Below are 15,691 nucleotides of genomic sequence, written 5' to 3' on the forward strand. Positions count from 1 at the left end.
ACGAGGAGCCCGTTCCTCATCTCATCGACGCACCCGCGCCAAGAACCTCATGACCCACAACACCTAGGCTCGAAGCACCACGGAGCAGGAGCCCCGCACATCGGCGATCCTGCGCACCCGTCGTCGAGGAGGAGCACCATGCCCGCTGCGCTGACCGGCTCGTCGTGGCGCACGGAGGAGATCGACGTCCCCTCCTACCTGGATCTGCTGGGGGTGCGGCGGGCTCGGCCGAGCCTCGAGCTGCTCGAGGCCCTGCACGACGCCCACGTGCGGACGCTGCCCTTCACGAACGCGGACATCCTGCTGGGCACGTACCCCGGCATAGCGCCGGCGGCCGTCCAGCGGCAGCTGATCGAGCGCCGCCGCGGCGGATACTGCTTCGCCCACGGCCAGCTCATGGCCGCGGCCCTCGAGGACCTGGGCTTCGAGGTCGCCCGGCACCTCGGACGGGTGGGCTCGCCGGACAGCGCCCGGACCCACATGTCCCTCGCGGTGCGCATCGACGGGCAGGAGTGGTTCGCGGATCCCGGCTTCGGCTTCAGCGTCCGGGGCCCGATCCTGCTCGAGGACGGGGCCTCGCGCGACGAGGGCGGGAGGCGCTTCGAGCTGCGCCGCGGCGGCGAGGGGGCGGGAGAGACCTGGACCCTGCGGCGCGACGGCGAGCTCCTGCACATCACGGACCGCCTGCCGGTGCGGCCCGTGGACGTGCACACCGGCGACCGGATCACCTCGGGCGGGCTGGCTCCGGGGCCGTTCACCGTGATGCTGATGGCCAACCGCTGGACGGAGCACGGGCACGTCTCCATCACGGACTCCACGCGGGTCGTGCGTGCCGACGGCCGTCCGACGCAGCACGAGGAGATCTCCCCGCGCGAAGCCGTCGAGGCGACCGCGGAGCTGGGCGTGGCCCTGAGCGCGGCGGAGCGGGCTGCTCTGGAGGACGTGCTCATCGGCCTGCGCCGTCGGCGGGAGGCCGAGCAGAAGAAGAGCTGAGGGGCCGCAGGACCGGCGGGGCGAGCCGCGGAGGGCTCAGCCGAAGCGGCGGTGCGCGGCGCGCAGCAGCTCGAGCAGGGAGGCCGGATCCGAGCCGACCACCCGGGGGATGGCACCGCGTCCGCCCTCGGTGGCCGTGGCGCGCTCGGCCCAGCCGCTGCTCCGGGGAGCGGAGCGGTCGTCGAAGCGCCGCGCCGCCCGCGGGCGCAGGGTGTACGACACGTGGTCGCAGCCGCCGACGAAGGGCACGGGACCGCGGGCGGGGGCGAAGGAGATGATCTCGTCCCAGGGCAGCCGGTGCAGGGTGGTCCATGTGCCCCGCGGCCTGTGCTCGAGCACGAGGCTCTCATCGGTGAGGATCAGCTGCAGCCCCGAGCGCCGGATCGTGCGCGTGCGCAGGAGCACGGCCGCGCCGAGGACGAGGATCACGGCCCCGAGCCACAGGGCGGGCCGCAGGAAGATCTGCGCGGCGGACTCGAGCCCGGCGGCCGCCGCCGAGCACAGGAGCGCCCCCGCGATCACGAGCACGCCGCCGGTCAGGCTGCGCAGCGCCAGGCGCCGGCGGCTCGAGGGGACGATCAGCAGCCCGTCCTCCTCGAGGATCTCGAGCTGCTCCCGGCTGTCCATGGGCTCAACCCTAGGCACCCCCGCGAAGCCGCCACCAGACCCGGGCGCTCGCCGGGACGGAGCTCACTGCGGGGCGGCCGCGGCGGTCGCCGCGGAGAGGATCTCGTGGATGAGCCGGGCCGCCGTGCGGGCCGTGCGGGAGTCGACGTCGTAGGACGGGTTCAGCTCGACCACGTCGAAGTGGCGCAGCCGGCCCGATCCCGCCGCGGCCGAGCAGGCGGCCAGGATCACGTGCGCGGGCACGCCCAGCCCGGCCGGCGCGCTGACCCCCGGCGCCACGCAGGCCGGGAGCACATCGAGGTCGATCGTGAGGTACAGGCCGTCCACCTGCGCGGCGAACTCCTGGACCTGCGCGACGACCGGCTCGACCTGCTGGGAGCCGACATCGGTGAGCCAGCCGACGCCGAGATCGCGCGCGGTGTCGAAGAGCGCGCGGGTGTTGCCGGGCTCGCTGATGCCGATCACCCGGTAGTCGAACGGATCCCCTGCGGCCGCCCGGTGCTCGGCGATCTGCCGGAACGGGGTGCCGGAGGTCGGGCGGTCGGCCTGGCGCAGGTCGAAGTGGGCGTCGAGGTTGAGGATGCCGAGACGACGGCCGCGGAACTCCTCGGCCAGTCCGAGGTAGCTGGCCCACGCGGACTCGTGGCCGCCGCCGAGCAGGCCCGTGAGCCCGCAGTCCCGGCGCAGGGCGGCCAGCTGCCGGCCGACCTCGGCCTGGCCGCCCTCGAGGTCCTCTCCCTGGGTCATGACGTCGCCGGCGTCGTAGAGCGACAGCGGCTGCTGCAGGGCCAGGGCGCCGAGCGCGGCGCGCAGCGCGTCCGGGCCCTCGGCGGCCCCGACCCGTCCGGCGTTGCGGGAGACGCCCTCGTCGGAGCGGAAGCCGAGCAGCGCGGCGTCGGCGTCGGCGGCGGTCGCCGAGCGCGCGGCCTCGTCGGGCGAGGCCGGCCCGATGATCGAGCTCCAGAGGCGCCGGTGCTCGTCGCCGGGGCCGTCGCTGCGTCCGCTCCAGGTGGGAAGGCTGTTCACGGGAGGCTCCTCGCGGTCGTCGGGTCGTCCGTCCCAGGCTAGGCGGACGGCGCCGGCGGCAGGGCGGCCGTCGTCGATCCTGTCTGGGATGCCGGACAGAAGGTGACGCGCACCACGTCGGAGCGGCCGGCGGCGGCCCCACCCTGGAGTGACAGCCACCACAGGCGGAACCTCTGCCCCCGATCATCGAGGAGCCCAGCATGCCCACTGCGGACCAGTCCTTCACCCGCCACGACCCCTCCCGCGTGATCCGCGCCCCGCGCGGCACCGAGATCACGGCCAAGTCCTGGCAGACCGAGGCCCCCAAGCGCATGCTCATGAACAACCTGGACCCGGAGGTCGCCGAGCGCCCCGAGGACCTCGTGGTCTACGGCGGCACCGGACGCGCCGCGCGCTCCTGGGAGGCCTACGACGCGATCGTGCGCACCCTGGACGACCTCGAGGACGACGAGACGCTGCTGGTCCAGTCCGGCAAGCCGGTGGGCGTGCTGCGCACCCATGAGTGGGCCCCGCGGGTGCTGATCGCCAACTCGAACCTCGTGGGCGACTGGGCGGACTGGGAGCACTTCCGCCGCCTCGAGGCCGAGGGCCTGATGATGTACGGGCAGATGACGGCCGGGTCCTGGATCTACATCGCGACCCAGGGCATCCTGCAGGGCACGTACGAGACCTTCGGGGCCGTGGCCCGCAAGCGCTTCGACGGCACCCTGGCCGGAACCCTCACCGTGACGGCCGGCTGCGGCGGCATGGGCGGCGCGCAGCCCCTGGCCGTGACCCTCAACGGCGGTGCCTGCCTGATCATCGACGTCGATCGGAGCCGCCTGGAGCGCCGGCGGGCCAAGCGCTATCTCGACCAGGTCGAGACCGATCTGGACACCGCGCTCGAGGCCGTGCTGGCGGCCAAGGAGGAGAAGCGCGCGCTGTCCGTCGGCCTGGTGGGCAACGCGGCCGAGCTGCTGCCGGTCCTGCTGGAGCGGCCCGAGGCGGCCGAGGTCGACATCGTGACCGATCAGACCTCCGCGCACGACCCGCTGTCCTATCTGCCGATCGGCGTCTCGCTCGAGGACTGGCAGGCCGAGGCCGACGAGGACGCCGAGAAGTTCACGCGCCGCGCCGAGGAGGCGATGGCCAAGCACGTCGAGGCCATGGTCGGCTTCCAAGACTGCGACGCCGAGGTCTTCGACTACGGCAACTCGATCCGCGACGAGGCCCGCAAGGCCGGGTACGAGCGGGCCTTCGAGTTCCCGGGCTTCGTCCCGGCCTACATCCGCCCGCTGTTCTGCGAGGGGCTCGGCCCGTTCCGCTGGGTCGCCCTGTCCGGGGACCCCGAGGACATCCGCGTGACCGACCAGGCGCTCAAGGAGCTCTTCCCGGAGAACGAGTCCCTGCACACCTGGCTGGACGCCGCTCAGGAGTACGTCGAGTTCGAGGGCCTGCCCGCGCGCATCTGCTGGCTCGGCTACCGCGAGCGCGAGAAGGCCGGCCTGCTGTTCAACCGGCTCGTGGCCGAGGGCAGGGTCTCGGCGCCGATCGTGATCGGCCGCGACCACCTGGACTCCGGCTCCGTGGCCAGTCCCTACCGCGAGACGGAGGACATGCTCGACGGCACCGACGCCGTGGCCGACTGGCCGCTGCTCAACGCCCTGGTCAACACCTCCTCGGGCGCCACGTGGGTCTCGATCCACCACGGCGGCGGTGTGGGCATCGGCCGCTCGATCCACGCCGGCCAGGTCTCCGTGGCCGACGGCTCCGAGCTGGCCGCCCGGAAGCTGCAGCGCCTGCTCACCAACGACCCCGGCATGGGCGTCATCCGCCACGTGGACGCCGGCTACGACCGCGCCCACGAGGTCGCCGAGCAGCGCGGCATGCGCGTGCCCATGGACCCGGCCCTCGACGTGCGGGCCGCGGCCGATCGGCCGGAGCAGGCATGAGCGCGCGGCTGCTGATCACCGACATCGGCGAGCTCGTCACGAACGAGCCCTCGGCCGCCCCGGAGCGCACCGGCGCCCCCGTGGGCGGTCCGGGGGAGGGCCCGGCCGGGCTCGAGCTGCTGGGACTGATCCGCGATGCGGCCCTGGCCGTCGGCGACGACGGCCGCGTGGCCTGGGCCGGTCCGGCCGCCGAGGTCCCGGCGGAGCTGGCCGAGGGCGCGGAGGTCGTCTCCGTGGGCGGCTCGGCCGTGATCCCGGGGTTCGTGGACAGCCACAACCACCTGGTCTTCGACGGCGACCGCTCGGAGGAGTTCGCGGCCCGGATGGCCGGGCAGTCCTACTCCGCCGGCGGCATCCGCACGACGGTCGCGGCCACCCGGGAGGCCGATGACGAGCGGCTCGAGGCCAACCTGGTGCGTCTGCTCGAGCAGGCGCAGCGCTCGGGCACCACGACGTTCGAGATCAAGACCGGCTACGGCCTCAGCCTCGACGACGAGATCCGCACCCTGCAGATCATCCGCCGCCACACGGACGAGGCGACGCTGCTGGCCGCGCACGTCGTGCCGCCGGAGTACGCGCAGGACCCCGAGGCCTATGTCGATCTGGTGATCGAGCAGATCATCCCGGCTGCCGAGGGGCTGGCCCGGTGGATCGACGTGTTCTGCGAGGAGGGCGCGTTCACCCCGGAGCAGACCGAGCGGATCCTGGCGGCCGGCGCGGCCCACGGGATGCGCCCGCGGCTGCACGCGAATCAGCTGACGCAGGGCGAGGCCCTCCAGGTGGCGGCGCGCACCGGATGCGCCAGCGCCGATCACGCGACCTTCGCCTCGGATGACGATCTCGCCGCGCTCGCGGAGTCCGGGACCGTCGTGACGCTGCTGCCGGGCGTGGAGTTCTCGACCCGGCAGCCGTATCCGGATGCCCGGCGCTACCTGGCCGCCGGCGTCCGCCTGGCGATCGCCAGCGACTGCAACCCGGGGTCGTGCTTCACGAGCAGCCTGCCGTTCTGCCTGGCGGTCGCCGTGCGGGACATGCGCTTCACCGTCGAGCAGGCGCTGTGGGCGGCCACCGCCGGCGGTGCCGCCGCGCTCGATCGCGATGACGTCGGCCGCCTGGGCATCGGCGCGCGCGCGGACTTCGCGGTCCTCGATGCGCCCTCGTACCGCCATCTGGCCTACCGCCCGGGCGTCCAGCAGATCGCCGAGGTCTACCGGGAGGGCCGGCTCATTGCCCAGAACCCTCGCTCCGTCATCATCCCCACCTCGCAGCGCCCGGGCTGAGCCCGGCCGCCGACCCTGGGAGGCGCCATGCCCGCAGCACCTGTCCCGTCCGCAGCACAGGGCCCCGAGCCCGCAGGAGGTGTCCGGGGGGGGGGGGGCGGTGAGGCTGCCCGGCGGGACGGGCACGGCTCGGACCGGGCCGGGCCGGGCATACTGGCCCCGGCCGTCGCGGCGAGCGGCGGTCAGCCCGCCGAGGAGCACCAGGAGCACGCCATGACGCAGTCGATCGCCGCCTACATCACTCTCCCCGGCAACGCGGCCGAAGCCTTCCGGCACTGGCACGCGGTCTTCGGCGGGGAGCTCGAGATCATCACCTACGGCCAGATGCAGCTCGAAGGGCTGCCCTTCGACCCGCCCGCGGACGCGGTGGCCCACGCCGTGCTGCATCTGGAGGGCGGGGACATCGCCGGCGGGGACAGCATCGGCGAGCTCCAGGGCGCCTATCCGCTGCGGGACACCGCGTACTCCCTGCTGTGCACCGAGACCGATCTGGAGCGGGCCCGCGAGCTCAGCGCCGGACTCGTGGAGGCCGGCGGCTCCGAGAACATGCCGATCATGCGGGCCCCGTGGGGCGACCACTACGGCCAGACCTTCGACCGCTTCGGCGTGATGTGGAGCTTCTCGGTGCCGCAGGACGACCCGGCCGAGCGCGTACTCTAGAATCGTTCGCATGAGCATTGCAGGGGACAGCCCCCGGGACCACTCCCACGACCATGCCCACGACCACGGCGGGGGAGCGGATCTCGAGGCCCTGCGCCGCGGCAGCACCGCCGAGGCGTGGGATGCGATCTACTCGCCCTCGGAGCGGCGCTGGAGCGGGCAGCCGAACCAGGCGCTCGTCGACGAGGTCTCGGGGATGGCTCCCGGCACGGCGCTGGACGTCGGCTGCGGCGAGGGCGCCGATGCGGTCTGGCTCGCGCAGCAGGGGTGGCGGGTCAGCGGGCTGGACGTCTCCGGCGTCGCCCTCGAGCGTGCTCGCGCGGCCGCCGAGTCCGCCGGGGCCGAGGTGCAGTGGCTGCACTCGGGACTCGACGACACCGAGCTGCCCGAGGACGGCTTCGACCTGGTCTCCGCGTTCTACCCTGCGCTGCCCCGGCAGCCCGAGGGCATGAACCTCATCGCGCTGCTGGGGGCGGTGGCCCCGGGCGGCACGCTGCTGTTCGTCGCCCACGCCGACGTCGATCCCGACGAGGCCCGGGAGCGCGGCTTCGACCCGGATGCCTACCTCTCGATCGACGACCTCGAGGCCGCACTGCGCCGGTCCTCGCACTGGGAGGTCACGACCCGCGAACGCCGCTCCCGCCGGGTCGCCGACGGGGCCGGCGCGGGCCACACCCATGACGAGGTCCTGCGGGCGGTGCACTCCGCCGAGTGAGCGCGGCGGCCCGTCGGCCCGGCTGGTAGCGTCCCGGGACTGTGAGCACTGACGATCCGCGCGGCACCGGGACGAGCCGCCCTGCCGCCCCGGCGCCCTCTCCCCGCTCCCGCCGGGAGGGCTCGGAGGTCGTGGCCGCCGCCGTGGGGCTCTTCGAGGACCCCGGATTCGAGGCCACCTCCGTCGCCGAGATCGCTGCCGCCATGGGCGTCTCCCGGGCCACCTTCTTCCGGCAGGTGGGCACCAAGGAGGACGCGATCTTCGCCGATCATCCCCCGCTGCTGGCGGAGCTCGACGCCTCGATCGAACATCGGCTGGGCAGCGCCGGCGCGGATGCCTGGGATGTCGTGGGCGCCGCCTCGCTGGAGGTCTTCGATCACTTCACGCGCGATCTGCCCATGGCCCGCCGCCGGTACCGAGTGGTGCGGCAGACCCCCGCCCTGCGCGAGCGCGAGATCGTGACCGAGCGGCGGTACGAGCAGATCTTCGACCGAGCTCTGCGCCGCGCTCTGCCGGGGGTCGATTCGCTGCGCACCGTCTGCTTCGCCGCGGCCATCACCGCCGCTCACAATCATGAGCTGCGGGCACTGCTCCGAGGCTCGGACGAGGGGGCGGCGCCGGCGGAGCGGGCGTCCGGCTCGGACGGCTCCGCCACGCAGGCCGTCCGCGAGGCGCGCAATCGGCTGCGGCGGGCCGTCGGGGCCCTGCGCGAGCGGCTGGCCCCGGAGGTCCCGCAGGCTCCGGAGCGGGGCGACGCGGGCGCGGCATCCCCGGGCGCCGGCCCGAACGGCGAGGTCGGATCCGCCGTGATCGTCGCCTCCTTCCCTGCGGGCGCGGATCCCGAGGACGTCGCGCGCCGGGTCCGGGAAGCCCTCGGCTGAGCACGGCTGCGCCGCTCTGCTGACCGATACGGCGTCGCACTATGCGTGAGACTGCGTCTCGCTACACTGGGGGCATGACTGCGAATGCGCTTCCCGGGGCCGCCGAGCCCGAGTACTCCGTGACCGACCCCCTGGACATCGACTACTACAGCCTCTTCGCCGAGATCCCCGAGGCCGATCGCCGGCTGTGGCGGAGGGCCCGGGAGGTCGGAACCGGTCTGCACGACCTGATGGCGGCCGCCTGGGATGCCCACGAGTACCCGGTCGAGGCCGTCGCCGCGCTCGGGGCTGCCGATCTGTTCGTCGACGGGCTCGAGCACCCGCAGCTCAGCTCCTGCTCCGCGCTGGGGGCCGGGCTGGTGAACATGGAGCTCTCGCGCATCGACGGCTCGCTCGGGACGATCGTGGCAGTCCAGGGCGGCCTCGCGCTGCGCAGCCTGGTCCTGCACGGCAGTCCCGAGCAGCAGAACCGGTGGGTGAGGCCGCTGGCCTCCGGCGAGGTGTTCGGCGCCTTCGCGCTCACGGAGCCGGACCACGGCTCGGATTCGGCGGGACTGGAGACCACGGCGACCCGCACGGACGAGGGCTGGACGCTTCGCGGGGCGAAGAAGTGGATCGGCAACGGCGCGGCCGGCGGTATCACGTTCGTCTGGGCGCGGGTGACCGACGACTCCGTGCCCGCCGATGAGTCGGGAGCCGCCGGCTCCGTGCGCTGCTTCCTGGTCCCGCAGGAGACTCCCGGCTACAGCGCCGAGGTCATCACCGGCAAGGGCGCGCTGCGGGCGATCGACCAGGCGCTCATCCGGCTCGAGGACGTCGAGCTGCCCGCCGATGCCGTGCTGCCCGGGTCCCGCAGCTTCCGCGACGCCTCCCGGGTGCTGTACGCGACCCGTTCGGGCGTGGCCTGGTCGGCGCTCGGACACGCGACCGGCTGCTTCGAGGCGGCCCTGTCCTACGCGCGGCAGCGTCGCCAGTTCGGACGCCCGCTGGCCGAGCACCAGCTCGTGCAGGAGCGGCTCACCCGGATGCTGTCCATGCTCACGGCCATGCAGCTCTACTGCACTCAGCTGGCCGCCGCCGAGACCGGCGGGCGGCTGCGGCCCACGCAGGCCTCGCTGGCCAAGTACCACAACACCCGCACGGCCCGGGCGATCGCGGCCGAGGCCCGGGACCTGATGGGCGGCAACGGGATCCTGATCGACAACGGCGTGATGCGGCATCTGGCCGACATCGAGGCGATCCACACCTACGAGGGCACGGAGTCCGTGCAGGCGCTGCTGATCGGCCGCGACCTGACCGGCTTCAGCGCCTTCGGCTGAGTCCCCTTCTCCGCCCGGGGCCGGGCGGGCGGTCTCGTCAGCGGTTGAGGCCGCGGGCGGCCACGTGCCAGGTCTCGAGCACCGCGGCGGCATCGATCACCGTCACGGAGTCCACCAGGTTGACCGTCTGGCACACGTGGTTCGGGATCACGCGCACCTGCTCGCCCATGGCCGGCAGCGGTTCCTCCGCGGGCAGGACGACGGTCGCATGGTGCTCGGACAGCGCCGTGATGCGTGCTCGCGGGTGGTTCGGCAGGCGCCCGAAGCCGCTGGCCCAGGCCGGGCGGTCGCTGCCCAGGACCTTCGATCCCGCATCCAGGATGATCCTGCGCAGGGGCTCCCCGTCGGGGCCGTCGTGGTCATGGCGGGAGACGACGGTCGACACGACCGACAGCGAGACGCCCTCGATGCCGATGCGGCCCAGCTCGAGCTGCTGGGCATCACCGAAGACGTAGACGCCGGGGCGGATCTCCTGCGCGGCGGTGGGCCCGTCGACCTCCGCGGTCGGCGTCGAGCCGCCGCTCAGATGCACGATCTCGTGCCCGGCCTCCCTCAGTCGACGGGCGGCGCCGGCCAGGATCTCGCTCTCCTGCTCCGCCACCGGGGTCTCCTGCCCGGGGGCGTAGCTGTGGCCGGGGAAGGTGAAGACGCCGTCGAGGCGGACGCCGAGATCGCGGGCGCGCGCAGCGATCGCGAGAGCCTCGTCGGGCATGGCGCCGCTGCGGTGGTGGCCGCTGTCGACCTCGAGGGACACGGAGATCGGGGCGCCGTCGAGCTCGCGGGCGATCTGCTCGACGGCCTCGACCGAGTCGGTGCCGATCCGCAGCCGCACCTTCTCCGCCAGGATCCGCAGCCGGACCGCGCTGCGCATGTCGACCCACAGCGGGTAGGCGATGAACAGGTCCTCGACCCCCGAGCCGGCGAAGACCTCGGCCTCGCCGATCGTGGCCACGGTCAGCCCCACCGCCCCCGCGGCGATCTGCCGACGCGCGATCTCGGGCATCTTGTGGGTCTTGGCGTGCGGGCGCAGGGACAGCCCCCGCGCCTGCGCCGAGGCGGCCACACGAACGATGTTGGCCTCCAGGATGCGGCGATCGACCACCACGGCCGGGGTGGCCAGAGGCAGGTCGGGGAGGTGCTGGGCGGGGAAGTCCACGTGCGCTTCGGTCATGCCCCGACCCTAGCGCCGGGCCCCGCATCTCGAGCCGGCGGTCCCGCGGGGCACGTGGGCGGCGGCATCCGTGGAGCATCTGCGCAGGTCAGCACCTTGCGGCGGCTCACAGGACCCCGTCCCGCTCTTTGCGGGACATGTCACTCGAAGTCCTCTACGGTGGAGGCATGATCCCGCTGACTCCTCTGCAGGCCAGTCCGTTCACCGCCGTCGGAGATCTCCCGCTGCACCCGCTCGTGGTGCATGTGCCGGTGGTGGTCCTCCCGCTCACGGCGATCCTGCTGATCGTCGCGGCGATCGCCCCCGCCGTGCGCCGACGCGTCCTGGGCCTGTCCGTGCTCGGCGCGGCGCTCGGGCTGATCGGAGTCGTCTTCGCCCTGATCTCCGGCGACGCCTTCGCTCAGCAGGTGGGCCTGCCGGAGCAACACGAGAGCGCCGCCCACCGGCTCCTCGCCGCCTCGATCATGATGCTGATCGCCTCGCTCGCGTGGTGGGTGAGCAGGCTCGCGGCCGATCGCTCGGCCGCCGCCGGCGGAGCGCGGGGCGGTGGCGGAGTGCCGGGCCGCGGCGCCGACGCGTCGTCCCGCGTGCGCGAGGCGGAGACCGCCGACGGCGGCAGCACCCGTGCGGAGGGCCGTTCGGGATCCGGCGTCCTCCCGATGATCCTGGGGATCGTGAGCGCCCTGGCCGGCGCGGCCGTGCTGATCTTCGCCGTGCAGACCGGGCACACCGGTTCGCAGGCGGCATGGTCCGGGGCCGTGGCCACGGGCGATCCGGCGGGCACGAGCTCCGAGCAGGACGCTTCGGGGGCTGAGACGGAGACCGCGAGCTACACCATGGACGAGGTCGCCGGGCACGACAGCCCCGAGTCGTGCTGGGCTGCGATCGACGGCGGCGTCTACGACCTGACCGACTGGGTCGGCCGGCACCCCGGCGGCGAGGGCCCGATCGAGTCGCTGTGCGGGACCGACGGCACCGAGGCCTTCACCGAGATGCACGAGGGCAACGACCGGGTGGCCGAGCAGCTCTCCGAGTTCCGCCTGGGCGAGCTCGCCGCCTGATCCCGCGCGCAGCGCTCGGCGCTGAGCTTCCCGTGGTCCGGATCGGTCAGTCCCCGATCCGGACCACGGCCGTGTCCGCGACCGCCGCGAAGCGCTCGGGGGTCGCGGTCAGCAGGATGACCTGAGCCTGGCGCCCCGCGGATTCGAGGGCCGCGGCCAGGCTCACGAGGCGCTCGGGATCGGTATGCCCCAGAGCGTCGTCGAAGATGACGGGCACCCCGTCCACGGGATCCACCAGCGTGGCCACGGCCAGACGCACCAGCACCGCGAGCTGCTCGCGTGCGCCCGTGGACAGCGAGGCCTCGTCGATCCACGAGCCGTGCATGAACCGCCGGGTCACCTCCAGGTCCTCGTCGAGCTCGACCTGGAAGCTCGAGCCGAACACGTAGGACCCCAGATGCTCCAGCCGCTTGCGGAACGGCTCGGTGTAGCGGCGGTGGGCCTCTGCCTGGAACTGCTCCATGGTCTCGGCCAGCAGCTTGGCGGCCGCCGCCCGGCGCAGGTGCGAGCGCAGCTCCCGGGAGACGGCGCGCCGCTGCGTGAGCGCGGTGTCGAAGGCGCTCTGCTTCTCGTCCCGGTCCAGCGCCGTCAGCGCACCGCGCGACTGGGACCTCTGATCCCGCGCGCGGTCGAGCTGCTGGCGCAGGCTCTGGGCCCGGCGCGCCATGGCCCCCTGCTGCTGCAGCACGTGCTCGGCGTCCTGCTCCTCCCATTCGCGCTCGAGCTGCTCGCGCGCCGACTGCACGCGGGCCAGCTCCGCGGCCGCGCTCGCGGCGGCAGCCTCCAGATCCTCATCGCCGATCCCCTCGCGGTCCCGGGCGAGCTGTGCCCTGGCGGCGCCGGCGATGTCGCTCTGCGCCTGCTGCGAGGCGAGGGCCGCCCCGAGCTCCTCGCGACGGGCCGAGAGCGCGGCGTCCGCGCCCGCTGCCGCATCCCGAGCCGACTCCAGCTCGACGCGAGCGGCCTCGGCGGTCTCGTCGGCGTCCTGCAGCGCGGCGGCTGCCTCCTCCGCATCGACGAACCGCGGGAGGGCGTCGTCGGCGTCGTGGGCCTCGTCGGCCGGCGCGGCCGCGAGCCGCTCGTGCTCGCGCCGCAGCTCCGCCTCGTCGCGCCCGGCCAGCACGAGGGTGCGCCGGTCCTCCAGGGAGCGGCGCTGCCGCTGCGTCTCCGTCTGCATCCGCAGCCGCTCGCGGGCCTCCTGGGGGGATCCGACCTCCCAGCGGCGCAGCGCCTGGGTCAGCGCGTCCTGGGCCTCGTCCAGCCGGCGCCGGCGGGTCTCCCGACCCTGTTCGGGGGCCACGGAGACGCGCAGCCGGCCCGGCAGCTCGATGTCGACCGGCTCCGTCACCGCCTGAGTCGTGGATGCCTCCGCCGCGAGCTCGACCACGTCGTGGCCCAGGCGCACGGAGCGGGGCTCGCCCAGGGCCGTGACGGTGAGCTGCGCCGACCCGGCCTCGAACTGCGCACGGGCCGTCTCCGCCGCGCGCTCGGCGGCATCGATCTCATCGACGGCCTCCTGGGTGATCGGAGCGTCCTCGGGGGAGCCGAGCTCCGTCAGCTGCTCAGCCACCTGATCGAGCTGAGTGACGGCCTCGGCGAGCTCCGCGGCTCGCCGTCGGTCCTCGACGAGGCGCTGGGCCGTGCGGATCTGCCGGACCCGCCGGCGGGCGGCCTCGTCCCGTGCGCGCGCCCCCTCGAGCGCCTCCCGGCGTGCGCTCACGTCCTCCTGCGCTGCGTCCGCCCTGGTCCGCAGCGACTGCGCCCTGTCCTCGAGCTCGGCCGCTGTGCGCTCGGCCTGATCCGCCTGCCCGCGGCGCCGAGTCCGCTCGTCGGCATCGAGGCGCTTCTGCTGCGCCCGCGAGGCGGCGACCTCGGCTTCGGCGTCGGCCTTCTCCCGTCGGGCCTTCAGCTCCTGCAGCGACTCCGCCGCCGAGCGCGCCGCCTCGGCCTCCTGGTCGGCGGCGGCCGATGACCGCTGGGCGGCCGTGAGGGCGCGCTCGTCCCGCTCGAGGCGCTCCTCGGCCTCGAGCAGGCCGGCGAGCTCGGCGTCTGCCTTCTCGTGCTCCGCGACGGCCTGGGCGTACCGGTCCCGCAGGGCCTTGGTGGGAGCGGACTCCCGGCCGGTCGCCGTCCAGTACCGGTCGCGCTCGGCCTGGGCGAGTGCCAGCAGGCTCGACCCGGACTCGCTCTGCGCGCTGCCGCCGCTGACCTGCTCCAGAGCCGACCGCAGCGCCGAGGAGTCGGTCAGCGGCATCGAGCCCGAGCTCGACCCCTGGAGCATGCGCAGGACGCTCCACAGCGTCTGATCGGACTGCTCGCGGAGAGCGACGACCGCATCGTGGGCCTCCCGCCCGGACAGCGCCTCGCCTGCTCGCGGCCCCTCCAGGAAGCGCAGCGTGGTCTTCTTGGCCTTGATCCAGTGCTTCCGGTAGAGCAGGCGGTGGCCCCCCAGGGAGAACTCGGCCTCGACCGCGATCCCGAGATCGTCGCCCACGGGGTTCGCGGCCTTGACCGCTCGGCTCCCCGAGGAATCGGGGGCATCGAGCAGGAGGTCGAAGGCCTCGATCATGGAGGACTTGCCGCTCTCGTTGCGGCCCTGCAGCACGGTGATGCCGGTGTCCGGGAATTCGACGGTGCGCTCGCGGACGCCCTTGAAGCTGTCGACGCGGATGCGATGGATCCTCATGCTCGCTGCCCTCCGCTCAGCCGCACGAGGAGTCTCAGAGCATCCTGCGCCGTCTCGTGCAGCGGCGGCGGTGCGGGCTCGGCCAGCAGCTCGTCCTGCTCCGCCTGCTCCGCGAGCGACTCCGCCGACTCCCCGGGGGAGGCCTCTCCGCCGCCCGCTGCGCCCCCGGAGACGGCAGCAGGGGCGCCGCGCTGCGAGAGCTCCCGCAGCTGCTCGAGGGCCTCCTGCGCGAAGCCGCCCAGCGAGAGCTCGGCGAGCTCGTCGTCGTCCGGGAGGATCACCAGCTCGGTGCGGCGCTCCCAGGCCTCCAGCGAGGCGAACAGGGAGCGGCGCGAGTCCAGCACCTGGTCCAGCTCGGCGGCCTGGCCGACGGTGAGCGCCCCGGTCAGGGCGGTCTTGACCAGGGTGCGCTCCTTGGGATCCAGAGCGTCGAGCCGGGCCGCAAGGGCCCGGATGTCCTCCGGGCCGTCCAGCTGCTGCCGGATCACGATGTGCTCCCACCGCCCGACCTCATGAGCGCGCACCCGGACCTGGTCGTCAGCGGGAGCCGAGGGATCGATCTCCACCTCCAGGACCTGGCCGCGCCCCCGCTCGTGGAAGCTCGTGGTCTCGTGCGCGCCCGAGTACTGGATGGCGCCCGAGCCGTCCTGCGGCCAGCGGATGTGGCGGTCGCCCAGGGCGACGTAGTGGATGCGCCCGTCCTGCAGGGCCTGATCCAGCGGCGCGCGGCGCACCGTGACGGGGGAGTCGGCATCCGGGTCCAGCTCCTCGAGCATCCCGTGGCCCACCACGATCCGCACGGTGCCGTCCGCGGGCAGGCCCTCGAGGGCCGGGGCGACGGGGTCGCCGTCGGGCTTGCGCGTGCGCCACGGGGCGCCCACGATCTCCACGCCGTCGGCGACCGCGACCGGTGCGCTGTCCCGCAGCACCGACGCGTTGGGCGGCAGGCGGTCCGCCACGGCGGGGGTGTCCCACAGCGACCCCGCTCCCAGGGGGTCGTGATTGCCCGGCAGCAGGTGCACGGGGACCGCAGCGCTGCCCATGGCCTCCAGGGCCCGGCCCAGGTCCCGGGGGCTGAGGTTGGCGTGGTCGAAGACGTCCCCGGCGACGACGACGAACGCGCAGTCCCGCTCCCGGGCCAGTTCGAGCAGCCGCCGCACGGTGTCCGCCCGATCGGCCGTGAACCGGGGCTGGGCCTCGCCCTCCAGATAGTGCCGGGTCATGCCCAGCTGCCAGTCGCTGGTGTGCAGGAATCGAACGGTCACGATGTGCCTCCAGGGGGCGGTCCGGCGGGTGCGGGGCGGGGAAGCGATCTGCTCTTCGAGGCTAGGAAGGGAGTCC

Annotated in this window: 13 protein-coding genes; 8 read left to right on the plus strand and 5 right to left on the minus strand. The window is 74.0% G+C overall.

Translation table 11 applies throughout. From position 1 onward, the window contains the following. Positions 1 to 138: 138 nt before the first annotated feature. Complete coding sequence (locus FSY66_RS07335) at positions 139 to 993, plus strand: arylamine N-acetyltransferase family protein (protein ID WP_144792981.1); 855 nt, start codon at positions 139 to 141, stop codon at positions 991 to 993. Between the two features lie 36 nt (positions 994 to 1,029). Here the strand turns inward: FSY66_RS07335 and FSY66_RS07340 are convergent, their stop codons facing one another. Further along, on the minus strand, positions 1,030 to 1,620 hold the full coding sequence (locus tag FSY66_RS07340; RefSeq protein WP_144792984.1) for a hypothetical protein: 591 nt from the start codon (positions 1,618 to 1,620) through the stop codon (positions 1,030 to 1,032). Between the two features lie 63 nt (positions 1,621 to 1,683). Further along, positions 1,684 to 2,646: a formimidoylglutamase gene (hutG, locus tag FSY66_RS07345; protein ID WP_144792986.1), complete on the minus strand. Its 963-nt coding sequence runs from the start codon at positions 2,644 to 2,646 to the stop codon at positions 1,684 to 1,686. A gap of 200 nt (positions 2,647 to 2,846) precedes the next feature. On the opposite strand from hutG, the gene hutU reads away from it, so the two are divergent. From hutU to FSY66_RS07375, 6 genes are all read left to right on the plus strand, one after another. Next, positions 2,847 to 4,577 (plus strand): urocanate hydratase, encoded by a 1,731-nt coding sequence (gene hutU / locus FSY66_RS07350; RefSeq protein ID WP_144792988.1) that lies wholly within the window; start codon positions 2,847 to 2,849, stop codon positions 4,575 to 4,577. Then, complete coding sequence (gene hutI / locus FSY66_RS07355) at positions 4,574 to 5,857, plus strand: imidazolonepropionase (protein ID WP_144792990.1); 1,284 nt, start codon at positions 4,574 to 4,576, stop codon at positions 5,855 to 5,857. Before hutU ends, hutI begins: the two co-directional genes overlap by 4 nt. A gap of 213 nt (positions 5,858 to 6,070) precedes the next feature. Next, the gene (locus tag FSY66_RS07360; protein WP_144792992.1) at positions 6,071 to 6,517 is read left to right on the plus strand and encodes a VOC family protein; all 447 of its coding nucleotides are present in this window, start codon (positions 6,071 to 6,073) and stop codon (positions 6,515 to 6,517) included. A gap of 10 nt (positions 6,518 to 6,527) precedes the next feature. Then, the gene (locus FSY66_RS07365) at positions 6,528 to 7,232 is read left to right on the plus strand and encodes a class I SAM-dependent methyltransferase (protein ID WP_144792994.1); all 705 of its coding nucleotides are present in this window, start codon (positions 6,528 to 6,530) and stop codon (positions 7,230 to 7,232) included. A gap of 41 nt (positions 7,233 to 7,273) precedes the next feature. Further along, positions 7,274 to 8,113, plus strand: a complete 840-nt coding sequence (locus tag FSY66_RS07370) for a TetR/AcrR family transcriptional regulator (RefSeq protein WP_144792997.1) — start codon at positions 7,274 to 7,276, stop codon at positions 8,111 to 8,113. 74 nt (positions 8,114 to 8,187) lie between these two features. Then, positions 8,188 to 9,432 (plus strand): acyl-CoA dehydrogenase family protein, encoded by a 1,245-nt coding sequence (locus tag FSY66_RS07375; protein ID WP_144792999.1) that lies wholly within the window; start codon positions 8,188 to 8,190, stop codon positions 9,430 to 9,432. A gap of 37 nt (positions 9,433 to 9,469) precedes the next feature. Here the strand turns inward: FSY66_RS07375 and FSY66_RS07380 are convergent, their stop codons facing one another. Next, entirely contained in the window at positions 9,470 to 10,603 is a 1,134-nt protein-coding gene (locus FSY66_RS07380; RefSeq protein ID WP_144793001.1) for an alanine racemase, read from the minus strand. 167 nt (positions 10,604 to 10,770) lie between these two features. On the opposite strand from FSY66_RS07380, the gene FSY66_RS12585 reads away from it, so the two are divergent. Next, on the plus strand, positions 10,771 to 11,664 hold the full coding sequence (locus FSY66_RS12585; protein ID WP_186304494.1) for a cytochrome b5 domain-containing protein: 894 nt from the start codon (positions 10,771 to 10,773) through the stop codon (positions 11,662 to 11,664). A 46-nt stretch (positions 11,665 to 11,710) separates the two neighbouring features. On the opposite strand, the gene FSY66_RS07390 is transcribed toward FSY66_RS12585, so the two are convergent. Together FSY66_RS07390 and FSY66_RS07395 are read right to left on the minus strand one after the other, a co-directional pair. Further along, on the minus strand, positions 11,711 to 14,350 hold the full coding sequence (locus tag FSY66_RS07390; RefSeq protein ID WP_144793004.1) for an AAA family ATPase: 2,640 nt from the start codon (positions 14,348 to 14,350) through the stop codon (positions 11,711 to 11,713). Continuing rightward, entirely contained in the window at positions 14,347 to 15,615 is a 1,269-nt protein-coding gene (locus FSY66_RS07395) for a metallophosphoesterase family protein (protein WP_144793007.1), read from the minus strand. Before FSY66_RS07395 ends, FSY66_RS07390 begins: the two co-directional genes overlap by 4 nt. Between the last annotated feature and the right edge of the window lie 76 nt (positions 15,616 to 15,691).

The sequence above is a fragment of the Kocuria palustris genome (assembly GCF_007666205.1).
Classification (GTDB): domain Bacteria; phylum Actinomycetota; class Actinomycetes; order Actinomycetales; family Micrococcaceae; genus Kocuria; species Kocuria palustris_A.